This is a genomic window from Mycobacterium montefiorense, assembly GCF_025823255.1.
Lineage (GTDB): Bacteria > Actinomycetota > Actinomycetes > Mycobacteriales > Mycobacteriaceae > Mycobacterium > Mycobacterium montefiorense.
Window position 1 is genome coordinate 1037487 of the sequence record NZ_JACKVL010000017.1, and the last position, 17686, is coordinate 1055172.

The window sequence follows — 17686 nt, forward strand, 5'->3', positions numbered from 1 at the left end:
CTGGTGCGGGCTCGGCGGCGGCGCGACTGTGTTCGAGTGCCGCCCTCCTCAGCAGGCCGTGCGAGCCCGCATCGTCACGCGACTAGGCTGATCGAACGTGTCCGAAGCTGCTGGCGATGTAGAGCTGCTTACGTCGGCTGCTGTGGCCCTGAATCGGCATGCCGGGGTGCTGCGCGAGGTCGGCGGACTGTTCGCGGACGCCGGGCACCAGCTGTATCTCGTCGGCGGTCCGGTGCGCGACGCATTGTTGGGCCGCCCGAGCGGGGACCTGGACTTCACCACCGACGCGCGCCCCGAACAGGTGCAGCAGATCGTGCGGGGGTGGGCCGACGCGGTCTGGGATACCGGGATCGAGTTCGGCACCGTGGGTGTCGGCAAGGACGACTATCGCCTGGAAATCACTACGTTCCGCGCGGACCGCTATGACCAGGTGTCACGCAATCCCGAGGTGCAGTTCGGCGAACATCTCGACGACGACTTGGTGCGCCGGGACTTCACCGTGAACGCGATGGCCGTGCGGATCACGTCGACCGGGCCCGGCGAATTCCTCGATCCCCTAGGCGGTTTGGCGGCGCTGCGGGCACGCATGCTGGACACCCCGGCCGCGCCGTCGGTGTCCTTCGGCGACGACCCGTTGCGGATGCTGCGCGCCGCGCGGTTTGTCTCGCAGCTCGGATTCACCGTCGCCCCGCGGGTGCGGGCGGCGATCGAGGAGATGGCTCCGCAGCTGGGCCGGATCAGCGCCGAGCGGATAGCCGCCGAGCTGGACAAGCTACTCCTTGGCGCGGACCCGGTCGCCGGCATCGACGCGCTGGTGCAGACCGGAATGGGTGAGGTGGTGCTGCCGGAGGTTGGCACCATGCAGATGGCAATCGACGAACATCACCAGCACAAGGACGTGTACCAGCACTCGCTGACCGTGTTGCGCCAGGCGGTCGGCCTCGAAGATGACGGCCCGGACCTGGTGCTGCGCTGGGCGGCGCTGCTGCACGACATCGGTAAGCCCGACACCAGACGCCACGAACCCAACGGCGGTGTGAGCTTCCATCACCATGAGGTCGTCGGCGCCAAGATGGTTCGCAAGCGGCTGCGCGCGCTCAAGTACTCCAAACAGATGGTCGACGACATCTCGCACTTGGTGTATCTGCATCTGCGATTCCACGGTTATGGCGACGGGAAGTGGACCGACTCGGCGGTGCGCCGCTACGTCACCGACGCCGGGCCATTGCTACCTCAGCTGCACAAGCTGGTGCGTGCCGACTGCACGACGCGCAACAAGCGCCGGGCCGCCCGGCTGCAGGCCAACTACGACCGACTCGAGGCACGCATCGCCGAGCTGGCCGCCCAGGAAGATCTGGCGCGGGTGCGTCCCGACCTGGACGGGAACCGGATCATGGAGCTGCTCGACATCCCGGCGGGGCCGCAGGTCGGTGAGGCGTGGCGCTTCTTGAAGGAGCTGCGGCTGGACCGCGGACCGCTGACCGACGAGGAAGCCACCGCGGAGCTGTTGGCCTGGTGGCAGTCCCGGGGGAACGGTTAACGATGCCCGCGCGTCCGAACCCGTATGGATTACTGCCTATCTAGTGATAGCGGTGCGGCCGCCATCTGGCACGGCCAACCCGACCTCGACCTTGACCATGACGGCCGGCTCGAATCGATCGGGCTGGATTTCGACCACGACGGACTGCGCGACGACGCATTGGCGGACCTCGACGGCGACGGCGTCGTCGATCATGCGGTGCTCGATCTCGACGACGACGGCACACCCGAGGCGTATTTCACCGACGACGGGTCGGGGACCTGGGCCGTCGCTGTGGACCGGGTCGGGGGACTGCGCTGGTACTCACTCGACGGCGTCGAGCACACCGGCGGTCCGTTGGTCGACTTCGACGGGCAGGGCCGCCCGGATGATCGACTGCTGGACAGCGACGGCAATGGGGTGGCCGACCGGGTGCTGTGCGCGGATCCAAACGGCGTGACCGGCTATGTCGATTCCGACGGCGACGGCCGCTGGGATGTCCGATTATCCGATACCGACGGCGATGGCTCAGCCGACGGCGCCAGCACCCTTTGACATGGTGTTTTGTGGCATTCGGGAATGGGTAAATCAACGCCTGTGCAGCGAGCAATAGAACTGAAGTGACAGACCCCGATCCCTGTCTACACCTTACCCATATCCAGGTCGGGGAGCCTACGGAAATCAAGGGAGAAACACATGGCGGGGACAACGGTCGTCACACCGGAACTACTACGGAGTTCAAAGCAACGGATTGAATCGCGATTGCAAGAAGCCGCCGCAATCGCCAATCAATATCTGAGCGGCCACGAGAACATCGTCAGCGCCACCGGATGGGCCGGCCAAGCCGGCTCGACGTCGCTGAACACGGCAGGCCAAATCCAGCACGACCTGCAGCAGATCATGACCGGCGGTAACCGATTAGCGCACGGCCTCAGCCAGTCGGCAACGCTGATGGAGCACCACGAAGCCGATTCAGCGCACAGCCTCAACGGCGTGTTTGGCGGAGTTCAGTCCACCTAAGCCGGCATTGCAGCCAATCCCAAAAGCGTATTCAGGTAAGGAACTACCAACATGTCAGAGCAGATTGTTTACAACCACGCCGCGGTCAGCGGCCTCTCGGGTGACATCGCAACGCAGGCCGCGCAATTGATGGAAATTCACGACGACGTTCTTCACATCACTCAGTCGTTGGCGGAGTTTTTCCAGGGGCACGGTGCCACGGCCTTTTTCGACGCACAACAGCAGATGCTGCACGGGTTGCAGGACATGATCCAGACCGTCAGCCTGCACGGGCACACCGTAAACACGGTGCACGACAACGCCATCAATACGGATAACCAAATTGGCGGCTTCTTTCTGTAGTCCCCGCTCTTGGCTTTAAGGGAAGACCGTGTTAACCACATCTCTTGACGGCCTGTGGGTCCTTCAGGTCCTCACCGGCATCGAGGTCTTAGCCCCCGAGATGGGGCTGCGACCCCACTTGCCCAGCGTCGAGCCCAAGCACAAGGCGCTGGACCACCCCGTGGCCGCTGAACTGCGGGCTGCCGGGGCTATCGACGAAACGGACTCCGTCGACGGCACGATCGTTGAGTGGCTGACCGTGCTGTCGCGCCGCGATATCGCGCTGCTGGTGCACTTCCGGCTGCCCAATGACGACGAAACGACGCGAGCGCTGCTCGCCAGGTTCGCGCATTGGTGGGTCGCCATCGAACGGTCGGGAGAACTCGTCCGGATTAGTGGCGCGGGCATCACGAGCAACGAGGGCGCGGCTACCGCCGCACTCAACTCCCAGATCGAGCGTCTTTGCGGCGCAATCGATCCCGCGCCGTTGCGTCCTGTCACACTGAATGCGGATGCTATGCGTGCGGCTGCCACCGACGAGGGATCGCTGCACGAATTCCTGGGCAAGCAAGGGCTCGAAGCCGATCAGGTGCACCTGCTGAAACTGGCCACCGATCCCGCCCGATCGGCTCAGGCTTCGATCGTCGCGATGCAGTCCGGGGTGGACAGCGGCGGCCCCACCCGGACCTACATCGAACCGGGGGCGGTGACGATCATCGATACACCCGAAGGGCGGCTGGTGGCCGAACACGTATCTTCAGGCGCGAAGAAATGGATGATCATCGCGCCGGGGACCAAGAACAACATCGGGTCTGCGATCAACCATATGGTGCGGCGGCTACCTGCCGACCAAGAATGGCATTCATACCGAAAAGTCGTGTAGTCGAAAGGTAGTGCGAAAATGATAGCATCGGCATCGTGACAAATCCGTGGACGGGCTCATCTAATTCTCCGGAACAAGGCGGGCCGACTCGGCGAGAAGCGCCTGCCGCGCGCTACCAAAACCAAGATTCGGTATCGGGAACTTTGCGCATTTCCGATATGGTTGCGCCGCGCAAAATTCCGCCCGGGGGCGGTTGGCGCAAATTTCTCTACCAGTTGTCAGGCCATGCAATTAATTTCGGTGAATCGCCTTCCGAAAGGCATTACCGGGAATTGCAGGTGCGGATACGGCGCCACATCCGGAAGCAGTACGTCGTCGGAGTCATCTCCGGCAAGGGTGGTGTCGGCAAGACGACGATGACGGCCTGCATCGGCGCGGTATTCCGGGAATGCCGGCCCGAGAATGTGGTCGCGATCGACGCAGCCCCCGGCTTTGGCACGCTGGCCGGCCGAATCGACGAATGCCCGCCGGGCGACTACTCCGCGGTGCTCAACGACACCGACGTTCAGGGCTACGCGGACATCCGGGAACACTTGGGGCAGAACAGTCTTGGCCTCGATGTGCTGGCCGGCAACCGAGCGTCGGACCAGCCGCGGCCGCTGGTTGCCTCGATGTTCTCCGGAGTGCTGTCGCGGCTGCGCCGCACCCACACCGTCATCGTGGTGGATACCTCTGACGACCTCGAGCACCCCGTGATGAAGGCTGTGCTCGACGCGTGCGACACGCTGGTGTTCGTCTCCGGCCTGACGGCAGACACCTCGTTGCCGGTGACTCGCGCGATCGACTTGCTGCGCTCGATGGGCTATCACGAGCTGGTGTCCCGCAGCATGGTCATCCTGAACGATAGCCGCGATAAATACGATGCCGACGCGCGTACCTATCTCACCGAGCGTTTCGCGCAATCAGGTGCGACAGTCGAGTTCATGCCGTACGACCCGTTCCTCGCTAAAGGCGGGATAATTGATACCCGGCATGAGCTGAAGAAAAAAACTCGTCTGCGCATATTCGAAATCACCGCGGCTTTGGCTGACAAATACATTCCAGATGCCGACAGGCCGCGCTAATGGCCCCGTACCAGGGTAAGGTTTCGTTTCCAGCCCGATGTGCGGTCGCAGTCGTATGTGGCGAACACCTGGTCTCGCAGGTGTACCCCGCCTCGGTGCCGATCGAGGCTTTTATCGACAACGTCGTGGAATTGCTCAATGAGGAACTCAAACGCCGGGGGTTCGCCGGACTCGAGCCCGGTGTCGGGTATGAACTCCACAAGGCCAACGGGGTCCGGTTGGACGTGACCAAGACTTTTGACGAACTCGGCGTCGAAGACGGCGCGACGCTCACGCTGGTTCCCGCGGTAGAGGGTGAATCATTCGAGCCGCAGTACGAGTCGTTGTCCACCGGCCTGGCCAGGGTCGGGAAGTCGTTGTTCGAACCGGTAACCCTGCGAACCGCTGCCCGCACCGCGCTGGTCATTCTGGCAATGGTCTCGCTGACGCTGCTGGGACTGGCTGTCCGCCAACGCTTCTCGACCGACTCCTGGATGCCCACCATCGTGACCGGTGTGGCCGGTCTGCTGATCGCCGGTGGCGCGGCCACGGTGTGGCGGTGGTAGCCGGGCCGCGCCGATATGGTCGACGGACTCGGCTGGATCGCGTTGCCGTTGCTCACGGTGAGCCTTGCGGGCGGGGCTCCCGGCCGCCTAGGGGCCGCGCATGTGTTCATCGCTGCCCTGGCCGGCGCCGTGCTGACATGCGGAATCGCTGCTGCCACCGGGCGTCACGCCAATGTGGCAGCGACAGCGGTGACCGTACTCGGTTTGGCCGGCGCGGCAGCCGGCGCCCGGATGTGGTGGCCGGTGCCCGCGCAATGGCTGGGGATGTGCACCCTGGTCGCCCTGCTACTGCTGCTGACCATGTCCCCGACGATCGCGTTGTGCGTCGCGCGGATCCGGCCGCCGTACTTCGGGTCGATTACCGGGCGCGATCTGTTCCGCCGTAGCGCGGGTCTACCCGCCGACGCGGTATCGCCCGTCGAAGAGGGCGCCGACGAGGAAGCAAATTCGGACACCACGCCGCGCGGTGCGCAGATCGCACTGGCCGCCATTCACGCCAACAACGTCCTGACGGGAATCTGCGTCGGAGCCGGGCTGATGCTTCCTGTCGCGGTGTGGGCCACCCTGGTGCCAGGCCATGAACGCAGCGTTCCGGCCGCTGCACTCGCCACACTTTTCGTTGTGATCTTCATCAGCCGCGGGCGGGCGTTCGCCGACAAACGGCAGGCGATCGCGCTGGTTTGCGGCGCCGCCGCGGCACTGTGCGCCGGTGTCGTCAAATACGTGGTGCACGAACCAATTTCGTCGGGCGACAGCGTGCTGTGGGGCGCCCTGGTGCTGGCCGGCTTTGGCGGGGGCGGGTCTACTGGCCGCGCTGCTGGTGCCGATTACCAGGTTCACTCCGCTGGTGCGGATGACCGCCGAATGGGTGGAAATAGCAGCGATCATCGCGGCCCTGCCGCTGGCCGCATGGATCGGCGGGTTGTTCACCTGGGTGCGCATGCGATGACCCAGATGGCTCTCACCGCTCGCGCATTGACCCAGCGGGTCGCCGCCACTGCACTGACGAGCCTACTGGTCGCTTTGATCGCGGGTGTTCCTGTGGCACAGGCGATTCCACCTCCGGTGGTCGATCCCGGACGGGTACCGGCCGACGGCAAGCCGGCTTCGGATCAGCCGATGCGGCAGAGCTTTGCCTGCGCGCGAACGATTACCGTCGCCGATCCGAATGTCGCCCTGCCCGCGCCCGGCTTCACGATGCTCAACGTCAGCAAGGCCTGGCAGTACTCGACCGGCAACGGAGTCCGGGTCGCGGTCATCGACACCGGCATCAATCCCAGCCGGCGGCTGCCGGTGGTGCCGGGTGGCGATTACATCATGGGCGGTGACGGTCTCACCGACTGCGACGCGCACGGCACCGCCGTGGCGTCGCTGATTGGTGCTGCGCCACAGGGAATTCCGATGCCCGCGCCGATGCCGAGCGCCCCGGCGTTCCCGCCGCCGGCGGGCCCGCCGGCCACCGATGCCGGTGCACCGCCGCCCGGCGGCCCACCACCGCCACCCGCACCGCCGCCACCGCCCTCACCGGTGACGATCACGCAGACCGTGGCGCCGCCGCCACCACCGCCGCCCGACGTGCCGTCGAATGGGCCGGGAGACCCGGCGCCTGGCCAGCCCGACGACCCCGAGGTGCCGCCGCCGCCCCCGGGCGCCCCCGACGGTGTCGCCGGAGTCGCGCCCCACGCGGTCATCATTTCGATCCGCCAGTCCTCGCGGGCCTTCGAACCGGTGAATCCCGGCGCCGGCGACTTTGAGGGGCGCAAGAAGGCCGGCACCATCGCGACTCTGGCCAGAGCCATCGTGCATGCCGCGAATATCGGTGCCAAGGTGATCAATATCAGTGTGACAGCGTGTGTTTCGGCCGCTGACCCGCTGGATCAGGGCGCTATCGGCGCCGCTGTCTGGTATGCGGCCACAGTCAAGGACGCCGTCGTCGTTGCCGCGGCGGGCAACGACAGCGAAGACGGCTGCGCGCAGAACCCGTCGTTTGATCCGCTCAACGCTTCCGATCCACGCGACTGGCACCAAGTCAAGACAGTCTCGTCGCCGTCCTGGTTCTCTGATTACGTCTTGTCGGTGGGTGCGGTCGACAACACCGGTGCACCGATCAACAAGAGCTTGGCGGGACCGTGGGTGGCCGCAGCGGCTCCAGGCGTCGGAATCATGGGACTCTCCCCGGAATCCGGGGGACCGGCGAATGCCTACCCGCCGATCCGCCCGGGCGAGAAGAACATGCCGTTCTGGGGAACCAGCTTTTCCGCGGCGTACGTCAGCGGGGTGGCCGCGCTGGTGCGAGCCAAATATCCGGCGCTGTCCGCGCATCAGATCATCAACCGGATTCTGCAGACCGCACACAATCCACCACGCGGAGTCGACAACCAGGTCGGTTACGGCGTTGTCGATCCAGTCGCGGCATTGACCTTCGATGTGCCCGCAGGCGAACGACTTCCCCCCGCGGCTGCCAGCCGCATCGTCCACCCGGTCCCCCCACCGCCGCCGCCGGACCACCGTGCCCGCACGGTGGCGCTGGTATTCGCCGGCGTGGTGCTGGCCGCCATCGCGGTGGTCTCTCTGATCGTTCGAGCGCGGCGCGAGCGATGACCGCCGGGACGAAGCTGACCATCATCGCCGCCATCTTCGTGGCCGCCGTCGCAGGTTGGGCAGTCGGCGGATACCCGGGTGCGGCAGCAGGTTTGGTGCTCGGAGTTGCGGTCGGCGTTATCCGGTGGCGAGGCCAGCCGTTGTGGTCCTGGCTGGTGCTGTGGCTGCGGCGTCGTCGCCCGATCTGGTGGAGCGAGCCGCTGACCGTCGCCAATGATCGTGCCGGCGGTGGTATCCGGTACCAGGATGGCGTCGCGGCGGCCGCGGTCCAACTGCTCGGGAAGGCGCATACGCCAACGCTGTTCACCGGATCGACCGCCACCTACACCGCCAACGCCTTCGACGTCACCGAGCTGCTGGGATTGCTGCACCAGAGCCTCGGCCTGACCTTGGATTCGCTCAGTGTCGTCACGGCCGGGGCACGCCGGCGCAACACCGGTGACTACCCGCGGGTGTACGACACGTTGATCGGCACACCGCCCTATGCCGGTCAGCGCGAGACTTGGCTCATCGTCCGGATCTCGGCCCTGGACAATGTCGAGGCGCTGCGCGGGCGAACCTCGGTCGGCAGCGCGACGCTTGCGGCCGCCCAGCGAATCAGCGCGGCCCTGCGCCAGCACGGCATCCGCGCCAAGGTGGCGACAGCCACCGACATCGTCGAGATGGAGCGGAGATTGGGCCGCTCCGCACTGGATGTCTCCGGTAGGCGGTGGCGGTCGGTGCGCGGCGACAGCGGTTGGTTGACGACCTATTGGTACCGGCCCGCCGACATCACGTCGGAGAAGTTGGCGCAAGCGTGGTCGGCGCGGGTCGATGGGATCACGCAGAACGTCACGCTTTACAGCGACGGCACCGCTACGGCCACGGTGACCGTGCGCAGCGCACAACCACCGACGGCCTCGTTGAGCATGCGGTTGCGGACCTTGCGGGGCGAGCAGGCGCACGCCGTCGCGGCCAATCTGTGCGGTCCGCTGCCGCTGCTGCGCGGAATCCGGCACGGTGTCCTGCACGGGCCGCTCGTCGTCCCGATCGGACCGTCGGGTGTGCTGCTCGGCAAGGTCACCGGCGGGAATCGGATGCTGTTGCCGCTCGACGACGCGGGCGAGTTCAGCCGGGTGCACATCGCCGCGGAGGACGCGCTGGCCAAGCGATTCATCATCCGCTTGGCCGGTGCTGGCGAGCGCATCACGGTGCACACTCGAAACATGCAGCGGTGGGCCAGTGTTCGGATGCCGAACATCGCCGTGACCGATCAGGCGAAGCCGGTGTCGGGCACCACGGTCAGTGTCGTCGACGGCAGCATGTCGCCGGCTCCGCGACCGAACACCCTGATTTCTGTCGGAGGACCGGGCGAGCCGTACCGGGGGACCGCCAATGTGCTGATCACCCAGACGGGCCCCGCGACCGTTGATGTGACGACGGACGGCCAGCTGCACGCGGTGGAAGTGGAATTGTTCCGAGCCGAGAACAGGTACGTATCGTCGGAACCGATGGCTTTGCGAACCCCGGATCTTGAAGCGGTGGACACCTCATGACCAGCAGCACCACGCCGGCTGCCGCGCGCAAGTATTTCGATACGGCGATGGCGCTACTCGACAGCGATGTCGCCGCAGCGGCGGCGCGGTTCCGGGAAGCAACCGAAGTCGACCCGTCGATGGCCGATGCTTGGCTGGGCCGGATCGCCGCGGGTGACGAGGCGTTGTCCACCGTCGAGCAGCTCTACATCTACGGGATCCGGCTGCATCGGGAGACCAACCGGATAGGCGCACGGTTGTCGGCGCCGATCAAAGCCGGCCCCTATCTGTCGATTTCGGTGACCGAGGCCTCGCATGCGGGCCTGGCGCTGGCGAGCGCTCTGATCGACGATCGCCAGTACGAGAAAGCCGAAGCGCTGCTTGCGGATTCGACGCTGCTGGACACCTGGGAGAACCACCAGTGGAAGCAGTACATCGAGTCCTATCTGATGTTCGCCACGCAACGCTGGCCGGACGTCATCGCGGTGGCGGCGGCGATCCTGCCGCCCCAGGCCATCATCATGTCGGCGGTCACCGCGGCCACCTGCACGCTGGCGGCACATGCCGCGGCGCACCTGGGTCAGGCGAGGGTCGCGCTGGAGTGGACCGACCGGGTCGAGTTGCGTGCCGGATTCGGTGGGCCGACCGAGACGCGGCGTTCCCATCTCGAAACCGCCATCACCGCAGTCGATCCCACCGACTTCCCGCTGATCGCCGCCGATCTTGCCTACGTGCGCGGGATGGCGCACCGCCAGCTGGGAGACGAACCCAAGGCGCAGATCTGGTTGTCCAAAGCGACGATCAACGGCGCCTTGATCGAGCCGGCCAAGCAAGCGCTGGCCGACCCGGCGCTGCAGTTGGTGGTCACCGACGAGGATGCCATCAGTTCCCGCTCAAATAAGTGGGATGTGACCACCGAGGTATCCGAGCAGCAGCGGCAGGAGGAGGAGCACCAAGAGCGCCGCATCGAACTCCTGCAGGAGGGGCGCGTGTTGCTCGACAACCAGGTTGGGCTGGCCGACGTCAAACGCGCGGTCGCTGAACTGGAAGACCAGATCGAGGTCCGTGCACTGCGTCTGGCGGCGGGCCTGCCGGTGGCCAATCAGACCAATCACATGCTGTTGGTCGGACCGCCCGGCACCGGTAAGACCACCACCGCCGAGGCGCTCGGAAAGATCTACGCCGGGTTGGGCATCGTTCGCCATCCAGAGATCGTCGAAGTCAAGCGGGCAGACTTCTGCGGCGAGCACATCGGTGCGTCGGGACCGAAAACCAACGAGCTGATAGACCGATCGCTGGGCCGCATCCTGTTCATGGATGAGTTCTACTCACTGGTGGAACGGCATCAGGACGGCCGGCCGGACATGATCGGCATGGAGGCGGTCAACCAACTGCTGGTGGCACTCGAGGTGCATCGGTTCGATTTCTGTTTCATCGGCGCGGGATACGAGAAGGAAGTCGACGAGTTCCTCACCGTAAACCCGGGTCTGGCCGGCCGGTTCAATCGCAAATTGCGGTTCGAGTCCTACGCGCCCGACGAGCTGGTGGAAATCGCGGTCCGTTACGGCAAGCCGCGGGCTACGGTTCTCGACCCCGCTACGGCCGAGGCGCTGAAAGCCGCGTGTGCGACGCTGCGCGGCTACCGTGCACCCGATGGCCAGCACGGTATCGACGTCATGCACAACGGCCGGTTCGCGCGCAACGTCGTCGAACGTGCGGAGCGCTTGCGGGACTCGCGAGTGGCCGCACAGCATCGCGTCGACAAAGGATCAGTAACAGTGCAGGATCTGCAGACGCTACGCACCAAGGACATCGTGGCGGCGGTGACGGATGCGTGCGTGGAAAAGCATGTGCCGATAGTGCTTTGACCGAATCCGCCCGCCGGGACTCGAGACCGTGCTGAGCGCGGAATTTGCGTCGTCTTTCGGATCAGACTGCGGTTCAGCCATGCCCGACGCGCGGAATGTTTAAGATGCACTCCTAGCCGAAATTCGGCAGGCGTCAGGTGGTGCGCCCACGTCAGCGCGGTCGTTAGGCGAACGGAGTCCGGCGGTGCACCGTCTCTTCCTGATCACGGTGGCGCTAACGCTGGTATTGGTTAGCGCACCTCCCGCCTCGGCGGTTGCTCCGCCGGCGATCGATCCCGGCGCGATGCCGCCCGATGTGACGGGACCTGACCAGCCGCTGGAGCAAAAGCGGGTCTGCAAGGCGCCGTTGACGTTACCGGCCTCCAATTTCCGCGATCCGCCTTGGCCCAACACGTACCTGGGCATTGCCCAGGCTCAGAAATTCGCGACCGGGGCCGGGGTCACCGTCGCCGTGATCGACACCGGTATCGACGCGTCGCCGCGGGTCCCGGCTGAGCCCGGCGGCGATTTCGTCGTTCCGGACGGCGACGGCCTGTCGGACTGTGACGCACACGGAACGCTGACTGCGTCCATCATCGCCGGGCGGCCCACGCTCACCGACGGGTTCGTCGGCGTCGCGCCGGATGCTCGGCTGGTCTCGGAGCGCCAGACGTCGGAGGCCTGGGAGCCGAAGGACTCGCAAAACAACCAGAACGACCCCAACGCGACTCCGGCCGCCGGATCGATCCGCAGCCTGGCCCGGGCGGTGGTGCACGCCGCCAATCTCGGGGCGGGTGTGATCAACATCAGCGAAGCGGCGTGCTTCAAGGTCAAAAAGCCAGTCGACGAGTCCAGTTTGGGAGCGGCTCTCAACTATGCGGTGAATGTCAAGGGCGCTGTGATCGTCGTGGCGGCCGGCAACGTCGGCGGCGATTGCTCGCAGAATCCGCCGCCCGACCCGTCCATTCCCGCCGATCCCCGAGGCTGGCAGGGGGTCCAGACGATCGTCACGCCCGCGTGGTACGCGCCGTTGGTGCTGACGGTCGGAGGTGTCGACCAAGACGGGGCACCGAGCGAGTTCTCCATGCACGGACCCTGGGTCGGCGTTGCAGCGGCGGCGGACAACATCATCGCGCTGGGCCCCCACGGTGAGCCCGTGGATGCGTTGCCGGGTAAGGAAGGTCCGGTGCCGATCGCCGGCACCTCGTTTGCCGCGGCGTACGTCTCGGGTCTGGCGGCGCTGCTGAGACAACGGTTCCCCGACTTGGGGCCGGCGCAGATCATCAATCGGATCACGGCCACCGCGCGACATCCCGGCGGCGGCGTCGACAACGCGGTCGGTGCGGGCATCATTGATGCGGTGGCGGCGCTCACTTGGGATGTTCCCGCTGGTTCTGAGGCGACCACGTTCCCGGTCCAGCGAATCCAGCCTCCGGTGCCGGTGCCCGGGCCCGACCACGGGCCGATAACCATCGTGGCGCTTTCGGTGGCGGGCCTGATCCTCGCGCTGGCACTGGCCGCGCTGACGGCGCGAGCCCTACGGCGGCACTGACGAACATGAGATCACTACGGCTAAGGTTCAGCACCGGGTACGCGCGGTGGCTGGCGGCGCTGGCCCCGGCATGCATCGCACTATTTCTCCGCAGGCCCTACGCGTGGGCCGGCCCCGCGATTGTGGCGGCGGCTGTGATCCTGGCGACGGTGACCTTCCGCGGCCGGCGACTGACCGGGTGGGTGGCGGCGTTCTTCGCGTGGCTGGTACGCCGCCGCCGGCCGCTGGACACCCCGTCCGAACCCGTCGTGGGAGCCACCGTCCAGCCGGGTGACCACGTGGCAGTGCGCTGGCAAGGCAAAGTCTTGGTGTCAGTCATCGAACTGATTCCCCGGCCGTTCACCCCGACGGTCGTCGTCGATGGGCAGGTCCATACCGACGACGTGGTGGACACCCGGCTGGTCGATCAAGCGTTGTCGGTCCACTGCCCCGACTTGGAGGTCGACGTGGTGTCGGCCGGCTATCGCGTCGCCAAGACCTCGGCGGAGGAGGTGGCGAGCCTGTACGAGCAGGTGATCGGTGCTGACCCGGCTCCAGCGCACCGCCGGACCTGGATCATCGTCCGCGCTGACCCGCGGCGGGCTCTCAAGTCGGCTGGGCGGCGTGACGCCGGAATTGCGGGACTGGTCCGGTATCTGGTGGCATCGACGACGCGGATTGCTGACGAGCTGTCCCGGCACGGGATCGACGCGGTGTGCGGGCGCAGCTTCGACGACTTCGACCGCGCGACAGACATCGGGTTCGAACGGGAAAAGTGGTCGACGGTCAAGGGACGCGACGGCTTCACCACTGCCTACTCCGCGCCCGGCGGCCCGGATGTCTGGTGGTCCGCACCCGCCGACCACACCATCGTCAGGGTCCGTGTCGTGGCGGGGACGACACCGCAGTCCGCGGTGCTGCTCACCACACCGAATAGACCGAAGAAACGGCGTGGGTTTTGCCGATTGTCCGGTGGCCAGCGAGCCGCGGTACAAGGCAAAACCCTGGTCCCCGATCGGCACTGCCAGTTGCCGATCGGCTCGGCGGGCGTGCTGGTCGGTGAGACAGCGAGCCAAAACCCGGTCTATCTCCCGTTCGACGATGTCGACACGAGTGTCAACTTGGGTGACGCCCGGGTGTTCACCCAGTTTGTGCTGCGGGCCGCGGCCGCGGGTGCGACCGTCACGCTCGGACCGCACTTCCGGGAATTCGCGGAGCTGATCGACGCGCAGATCGGGCCGGAGGCCAAGGTGGTGTGGCCGAACGCGACGAGCTATCTCGGCCGGCACCCCGGCGTCGACCGGGTGGCATTGCGACACAACGTGGTCAGTACACCCCGGCACCGGCAGCTACCGATCCGGCCGGTTTCTCCGCCCGAGGAAAGTCGCTACGAACAGGCCCTGCCTGCGACGGGTGGAACCGCGTCCTGAGGCCGGCTCTGGCGGGTGCCGCTCAACGCGCGCAATCGGCCGCGCCGCTTTAGACTCAGGCCCGGTTGTGTGGACCGAGGCCGTCTGTCGGCTCACGCGCCAACACCCAACCGAGGTAAAGGACCTCCCCTGATGAGCACTCTTGGCATGGGCCCCGAAGCACATCCACAGGTAGCGCAGACGCTCGAGCAGTTGCAGCGATTCAGTTCGGCACTCGAAGCGCAGATGCGCCGGACACACACCCAATCCTTCACGGCCACAGACGAAGCCGAAACCGTCGAAGTGACCATCGATGGGCACCGTCGCCTCGTCGGCCTGGATATCCAGGACGGACTGCTGCGGTTGGGCGCCGAGACGGTGCAGCGGCGCGTCAACGCGGCGCTACAGACAGCACAGGTCAGCGCGTCGGCGACGCTGCAAGTGCAGCAGGCCGACCTGGTCGCCTCGCTGGCCGGCCTGGCCGGGTCGCTGCAATCGACCGTGGGCTTGATCCCAGCGACACCGCGATAGCAACCCCGGCGTCTGACAACGGTCTGCCAGCCCCTCGGAAAGCTGCGCCCACACCGGCCCGCCGGGGTTAAGCTCGGATTCGACGATGGCTGATTTTCAGGGAAGTTCCGGTGTTGTGCCAAGCGAGCTGCTGCAGGCGCAAAACCCCGCGATATGTTTCGTCTCCAATATCGGGGACGCCGTGCTGACATTGCCGACGCTGCGGGCGTTAGGCGAAATGTTCACCGCTCCACTGACACTGATCTGCCCCAAGGTGGCATTCGACCTATGTTTTCGGGAGGTAAGCCACCGCCATGTCGACACCACCGGGTTGCCTTTGACGGGGCCCCGTCCTGCGTCAGCACAACGCGCCCGCGATTATGAAACACTCGCGTCCGAGATCGGTGCTGTCGATCTGTTCATCGACACGTTGACGTGGAACGCGTTGTCCGGCATCGTTGTTCGACCGTTGGTCGAACGGCTCGCGCCCACCACCACCGTCGGCTTCCCCACGGACTACGCATACGACATCGTGGTCTCCAACGAGGCATGTCACGCCGCCGACCAGGTGTTCAAGTTGGCGCGGCTGTTCGATCCTTCGTTGCGGATCGATACCTATACCCAACCGCTGCCGATCCCACCGCTCGTAATGGAAAAGGCACGATCGATACGCGCCGCAGTGCCCGACGGGGCCAAAGTGCTCGTCGTGCACGCCGACACCGATTGGACCGAGAAACGGTGGCCCGTCACCAGGTTCATCCAGCTGCTCGACCGGTTTTTGGAGCTGCATCGCGATTTCGTCGTCTGGGTCGTCGGGATGGGGCACGAGGAACTCGATGCTGGTCGCGACCGCGACCGTGTCTTCCCCCAGCTGGGGCTACCACTGGACCTGGCCATGGGCTTGGTCGCCAACGCGGACCTGTTCCTGGGGATCGATTCCTGCATGCTGCACGCCGCCGACCTGGCGAGAGTTCCCGGCGTCGGGCTGTTCGGTGCGACGCGGGCCGCGACCTGGGGCTTCAGATTCGGCCCGCACCGGCATGTCGATAGGGCCACGATGGCGGACATCTCAGTGCCCGAGGTGCTCGATGCGATGAATGACCTTGCCCAAGAACACGCTTGAGCCAAAGCCGGGCTCGGCAACCGCGTTCTCGGTGTTTCGCCATCGCAGCGGCCGGCCAGCCCCGGCCGACGTCGACTGAATTTGCCGCTGCCACCAGGTCGCCGAGCGGTTTAAGCTCGGGCGAAGGATGGTGTCAGGTTGAGTGAATTCACGGTTCTTCGGGACGGGCGCTCGGTAAGAGTCGAGCGTGGCGTGCTGAATCATCTGCTGCAGGCGCAACGCCCTGCGGTCTACTTCTCCACGCTCATCGGGGATTCCGTGCTGACGTTGCCGACGCTGCGGGCGTTGGGCGAAATGTTTGACGCTCCACTCACATTGCTCTGCCCCAAGATCGCCTTCGATTTGTGCTTCCGTGAGGTAGATGCCCGCCTGGTCGACATCACCGGAACACCCCCCGTGGGGCCCGCATTGGGGCCGCCCTCGAATCGAGGTATCGATTACGGCTCTCTGGCGGCCGAGGTTGGTCCCGTCGACGTTTTCATCAATGCCGTTCCGTGGGATGTCCCGTCGAACGTGTTCGTCCGCCCGCTGCGGCAACTGCTCGCGCCGAGCACCAGCATTGGGTTTCCAACCGGCGATACCTACGACGTCGTGGTGCCCAGAGATGTACCGCACTCGGCCGACCTGACGTTCAAGTTGGCGCGCCTGTTCGATCCGTCGGCTCGGATCGAAAGCTACGCCCGGCCGGTGCCGATCCCAGCAGCCGCCCAAGAGGAAGTCCGGGCGATCCGTGCCACCTTGCCCGCGGGCGTAAAGGTGCTCGCCGTGCACGCCGACACCAATTGGGTAAAGAAGCGATGGCCGGTCACCAGGTTCGTCGACCTGCTGGACCGATTTCTTTCGCGCCATCACGATTTTGTGGCGTGGGTTGTCGGAATGGGGGACGAAGAGCTCAATGTGGGTCGTGAACGCGACCGCGTCTATTCGTATCTCGGTCTGCCCCTTGACGTTGCGATGGGGATGGTAGGCGAAGCGGACCTATTCCTGGGGGTCGATTCCTGCATGCTGCACGCCGCGGATCTGGCGCGCGTCCCGGGCGTCGGCCTCTTTAGCCCGACGCAGCCTGCAATATGGGGATTCAGGTTCGCACCCCACCGGCACTTCCACCGCGACTCCATGGCCGACATCACCGTCGACGAAGTGTTCAGCGCGATGGAAGGCCTCGTCGATGAGCGTTCCGGCGATCCGTCGCGACTCCGCAACGGTATAGCGGTGGCCGCGCCGCGCGAGGTACCCGAACGCGAGCTGCTGTCCGCGGTGCGACAGTTTCACGACATCGTGTCGGCATGGCACCGTGAGGAACCCGAAACCTCTTCTGCCAGTGTCAGTCTCGCTAATAAAGCACTGCACTTGCACGCAATGAACTTCGGCCTGTGGCATCACGAAGACGCCGTTCGCCGGAGCGGTATCGGTGACCATGAGGTCGCTTGCCGGAAACGTCGCATCGACGATCTCAACGCCCGGCGCAACGCGGCCATCGAGGAGATCGACGCTAGCCTGCTACGTGACATCGGCCTCAACCCGACCGCGCCGCTATACACCGAAACTCCGGGCACGATCGTGGATCGGCTTTCCGTTCTCGCGCTGCGGATCTCGCACACGAATCGAACCGGCGATCCCGGGGCGCACCTTGCAGTGCTCGAAGAGCAGTATGAGCACCTGTACGGCGGCCTGGAGGGGTTCCTGGCGCAACTGCGGGCCGGCGACCTATGTTTCAAGCTGTATCGGCAGTACAAGTCGGCCGGCGACCGAAGTTACTGCGACTTGTACGAGAACCGCGATACTTGAACCTGTACCAC

General features: G+C 65.6%; 14 protein-coding genes and 1 pseudogene. All 15 read left to right on the forward strand.

The window, feature by feature from the left end; genetic code table 11:
• Positions 1–97 precede the first annotated feature (97 nt).
• The 15 genes and pseudogenes from H7K34_RS24850 to H7K34_RS24920 all read left to right on the forward strand — a co-directional run bounded on the left by H7K34_RS24850 (position 98) and on the right by H7K34_RS24920 (position 17675).
• Positions 98–1540 (forward strand): CCA tRNA nucleotidyltransferase, encoded by a 1443-nt coding sequence (locus H7K34_RS24850; RefSeq protein WP_264064628.1) that lies wholly within the window; start codon positions 98–100, stop codon positions 1538–1540.
• Positions 1541–1564: 24 nt separating this feature from the next.
• Positions 1565–2074: a pullulanase gene (locus tag H7K34_RS24855; RefSeq protein ID WP_264064629.1), complete on the forward strand. Its 510-nt coding sequence runs from the start codon at positions 1565–1567 to the stop codon at positions 2072–2074.
• A gap of 141 nt (positions 2075–2215) precedes the next feature.
• On the forward strand, positions 2216–2539 hold the full coding sequence (locus H7K34_RS24860; protein WP_264064630.1) for a WXG100 family type VII secretion target: 324 nt from the start codon (positions 2216–2218) through the stop codon (positions 2537–2539).
• Between the two features lie 51 nt (positions 2540–2590).
• On the forward strand, positions 2591–2881 hold the full coding sequence (locus H7K34_RS24865) for a WXG100 family type VII secretion target (RefSeq protein ID WP_264064631.1): 291 nt from the start codon (positions 2591–2593) through the stop codon (positions 2879–2881).
• 28 nt (positions 2882–2909) lie between these two features.
• Positions 2910–3743, forward strand: a complete 834-nt coding sequence (locus H7K34_RS24870; RefSeq protein ID WP_264064633.1) for an ESX secretion-associated protein EspG — start codon at positions 2910–2912, stop codon at positions 3741–3743.
• Positions 3744–3778: 35 nt separating this feature from the next.
• On the forward strand, positions 3779–4807 hold the full coding sequence (locus H7K34_RS24875; protein WP_264064634.1) for a MinD/ParA family ATP-binding protein: 1029 nt from the start codon (positions 3779–3781) through the stop codon (positions 4805–4807).
• 95 nt (positions 4808–4902) lie between these two features.
• Positions 4903–6081, forward strand: a pseudogene (gene eccD / locus H7K34_RS24880) (type VII secretion integral membrane protein EccD); the annotation flags it as partial.
• A 225-nt stretch (positions 6082–6306) separates the two neighbouring features.
• The gene (gene mycP / locus H7K34_RS24885; RefSeq protein WP_264064867.1) at positions 6307–7953 is read left to right on the forward strand and encodes a type VII secretion-associated serine protease mycosin; all 1647 of its coding nucleotides are present in this window, start codon (positions 6307–6309) and stop codon (positions 7951–7953) included.
• A complete protein-coding gene (eccE, locus tag H7K34_RS24890) occupies positions 7950–9488 on the forward strand; it encodes a type VII secretion protein EccE (RefSeq protein WP_264064635.1) in 1539 nt (512 codons plus the stop codon). Before mycP (H7K34_RS24885) ends, eccE (H7K34_RS24890) begins: the two co-directional genes overlap by 4 nt.
• Positions 9485–11335 carry a type VII secretion AAA-ATPase EccA gene (eccA, locus tag H7K34_RS24895; protein WP_264064636.1) on the forward strand — a complete coding sequence of 617 codons (1851 nt, stop codon included), beginning with the start codon at positions 9485–9487 and terminating at the stop codon, positions 11333–11335. Before eccE (H7K34_RS24890) ends, eccA begins: the two co-directional genes overlap by 4 nt.
• Positions 11336–11519: 184 nt before the next feature.
• On the forward strand, positions 11520–12866 hold the full coding sequence (mycP, locus tag H7K34_RS24900) for a type VII secretion-associated serine protease mycosin (RefSeq protein ID WP_264064637.1): 1347 nt from the start codon (positions 11520–11522) through the stop codon (positions 12864–12866).
• 5 nt (positions 12867–12871) lie between these two features.
• Positions 12872–14275, forward strand: a complete 1404-nt coding sequence (gene eccE / locus H7K34_RS24905) for a type VII secretion protein EccE (RefSeq protein ID WP_264064638.1) — start codon at positions 12872–12874, stop codon at positions 14273–14275.
• 132 nt (positions 14276–14407) lie between these two features.
• Entirely contained in the window at positions 14408–14785 is a 378-nt protein-coding gene (locus H7K34_RS24910; RefSeq protein ID WP_272896338.1) for a YbaB/EbfC family nucleoid-associated protein, read from the forward strand.
• Positions 14786–14870: 85 nt separating this feature from the next.
• Positions 14871–15887 carry a glycosyltransferase family 9 protein gene (locus H7K34_RS24915; RefSeq protein WP_264064639.1) on the forward strand — a complete coding sequence of 339 codons (1017 nt, stop codon included), beginning with the start codon at positions 14871–14873 and terminating at the stop codon, positions 15885–15887.
• A gap of 138 nt (positions 15888–16025) precedes the next feature.
• On the forward strand, positions 16026–17675 hold the full coding sequence (locus tag H7K34_RS24920; RefSeq protein WP_264064640.1) for a DUF4254 domain-containing protein: 1650 nt from the start codon (positions 16026–16028) through the stop codon (positions 17673–17675).
• Positions 17676–17686: the final 11 nt, after the last annotated feature.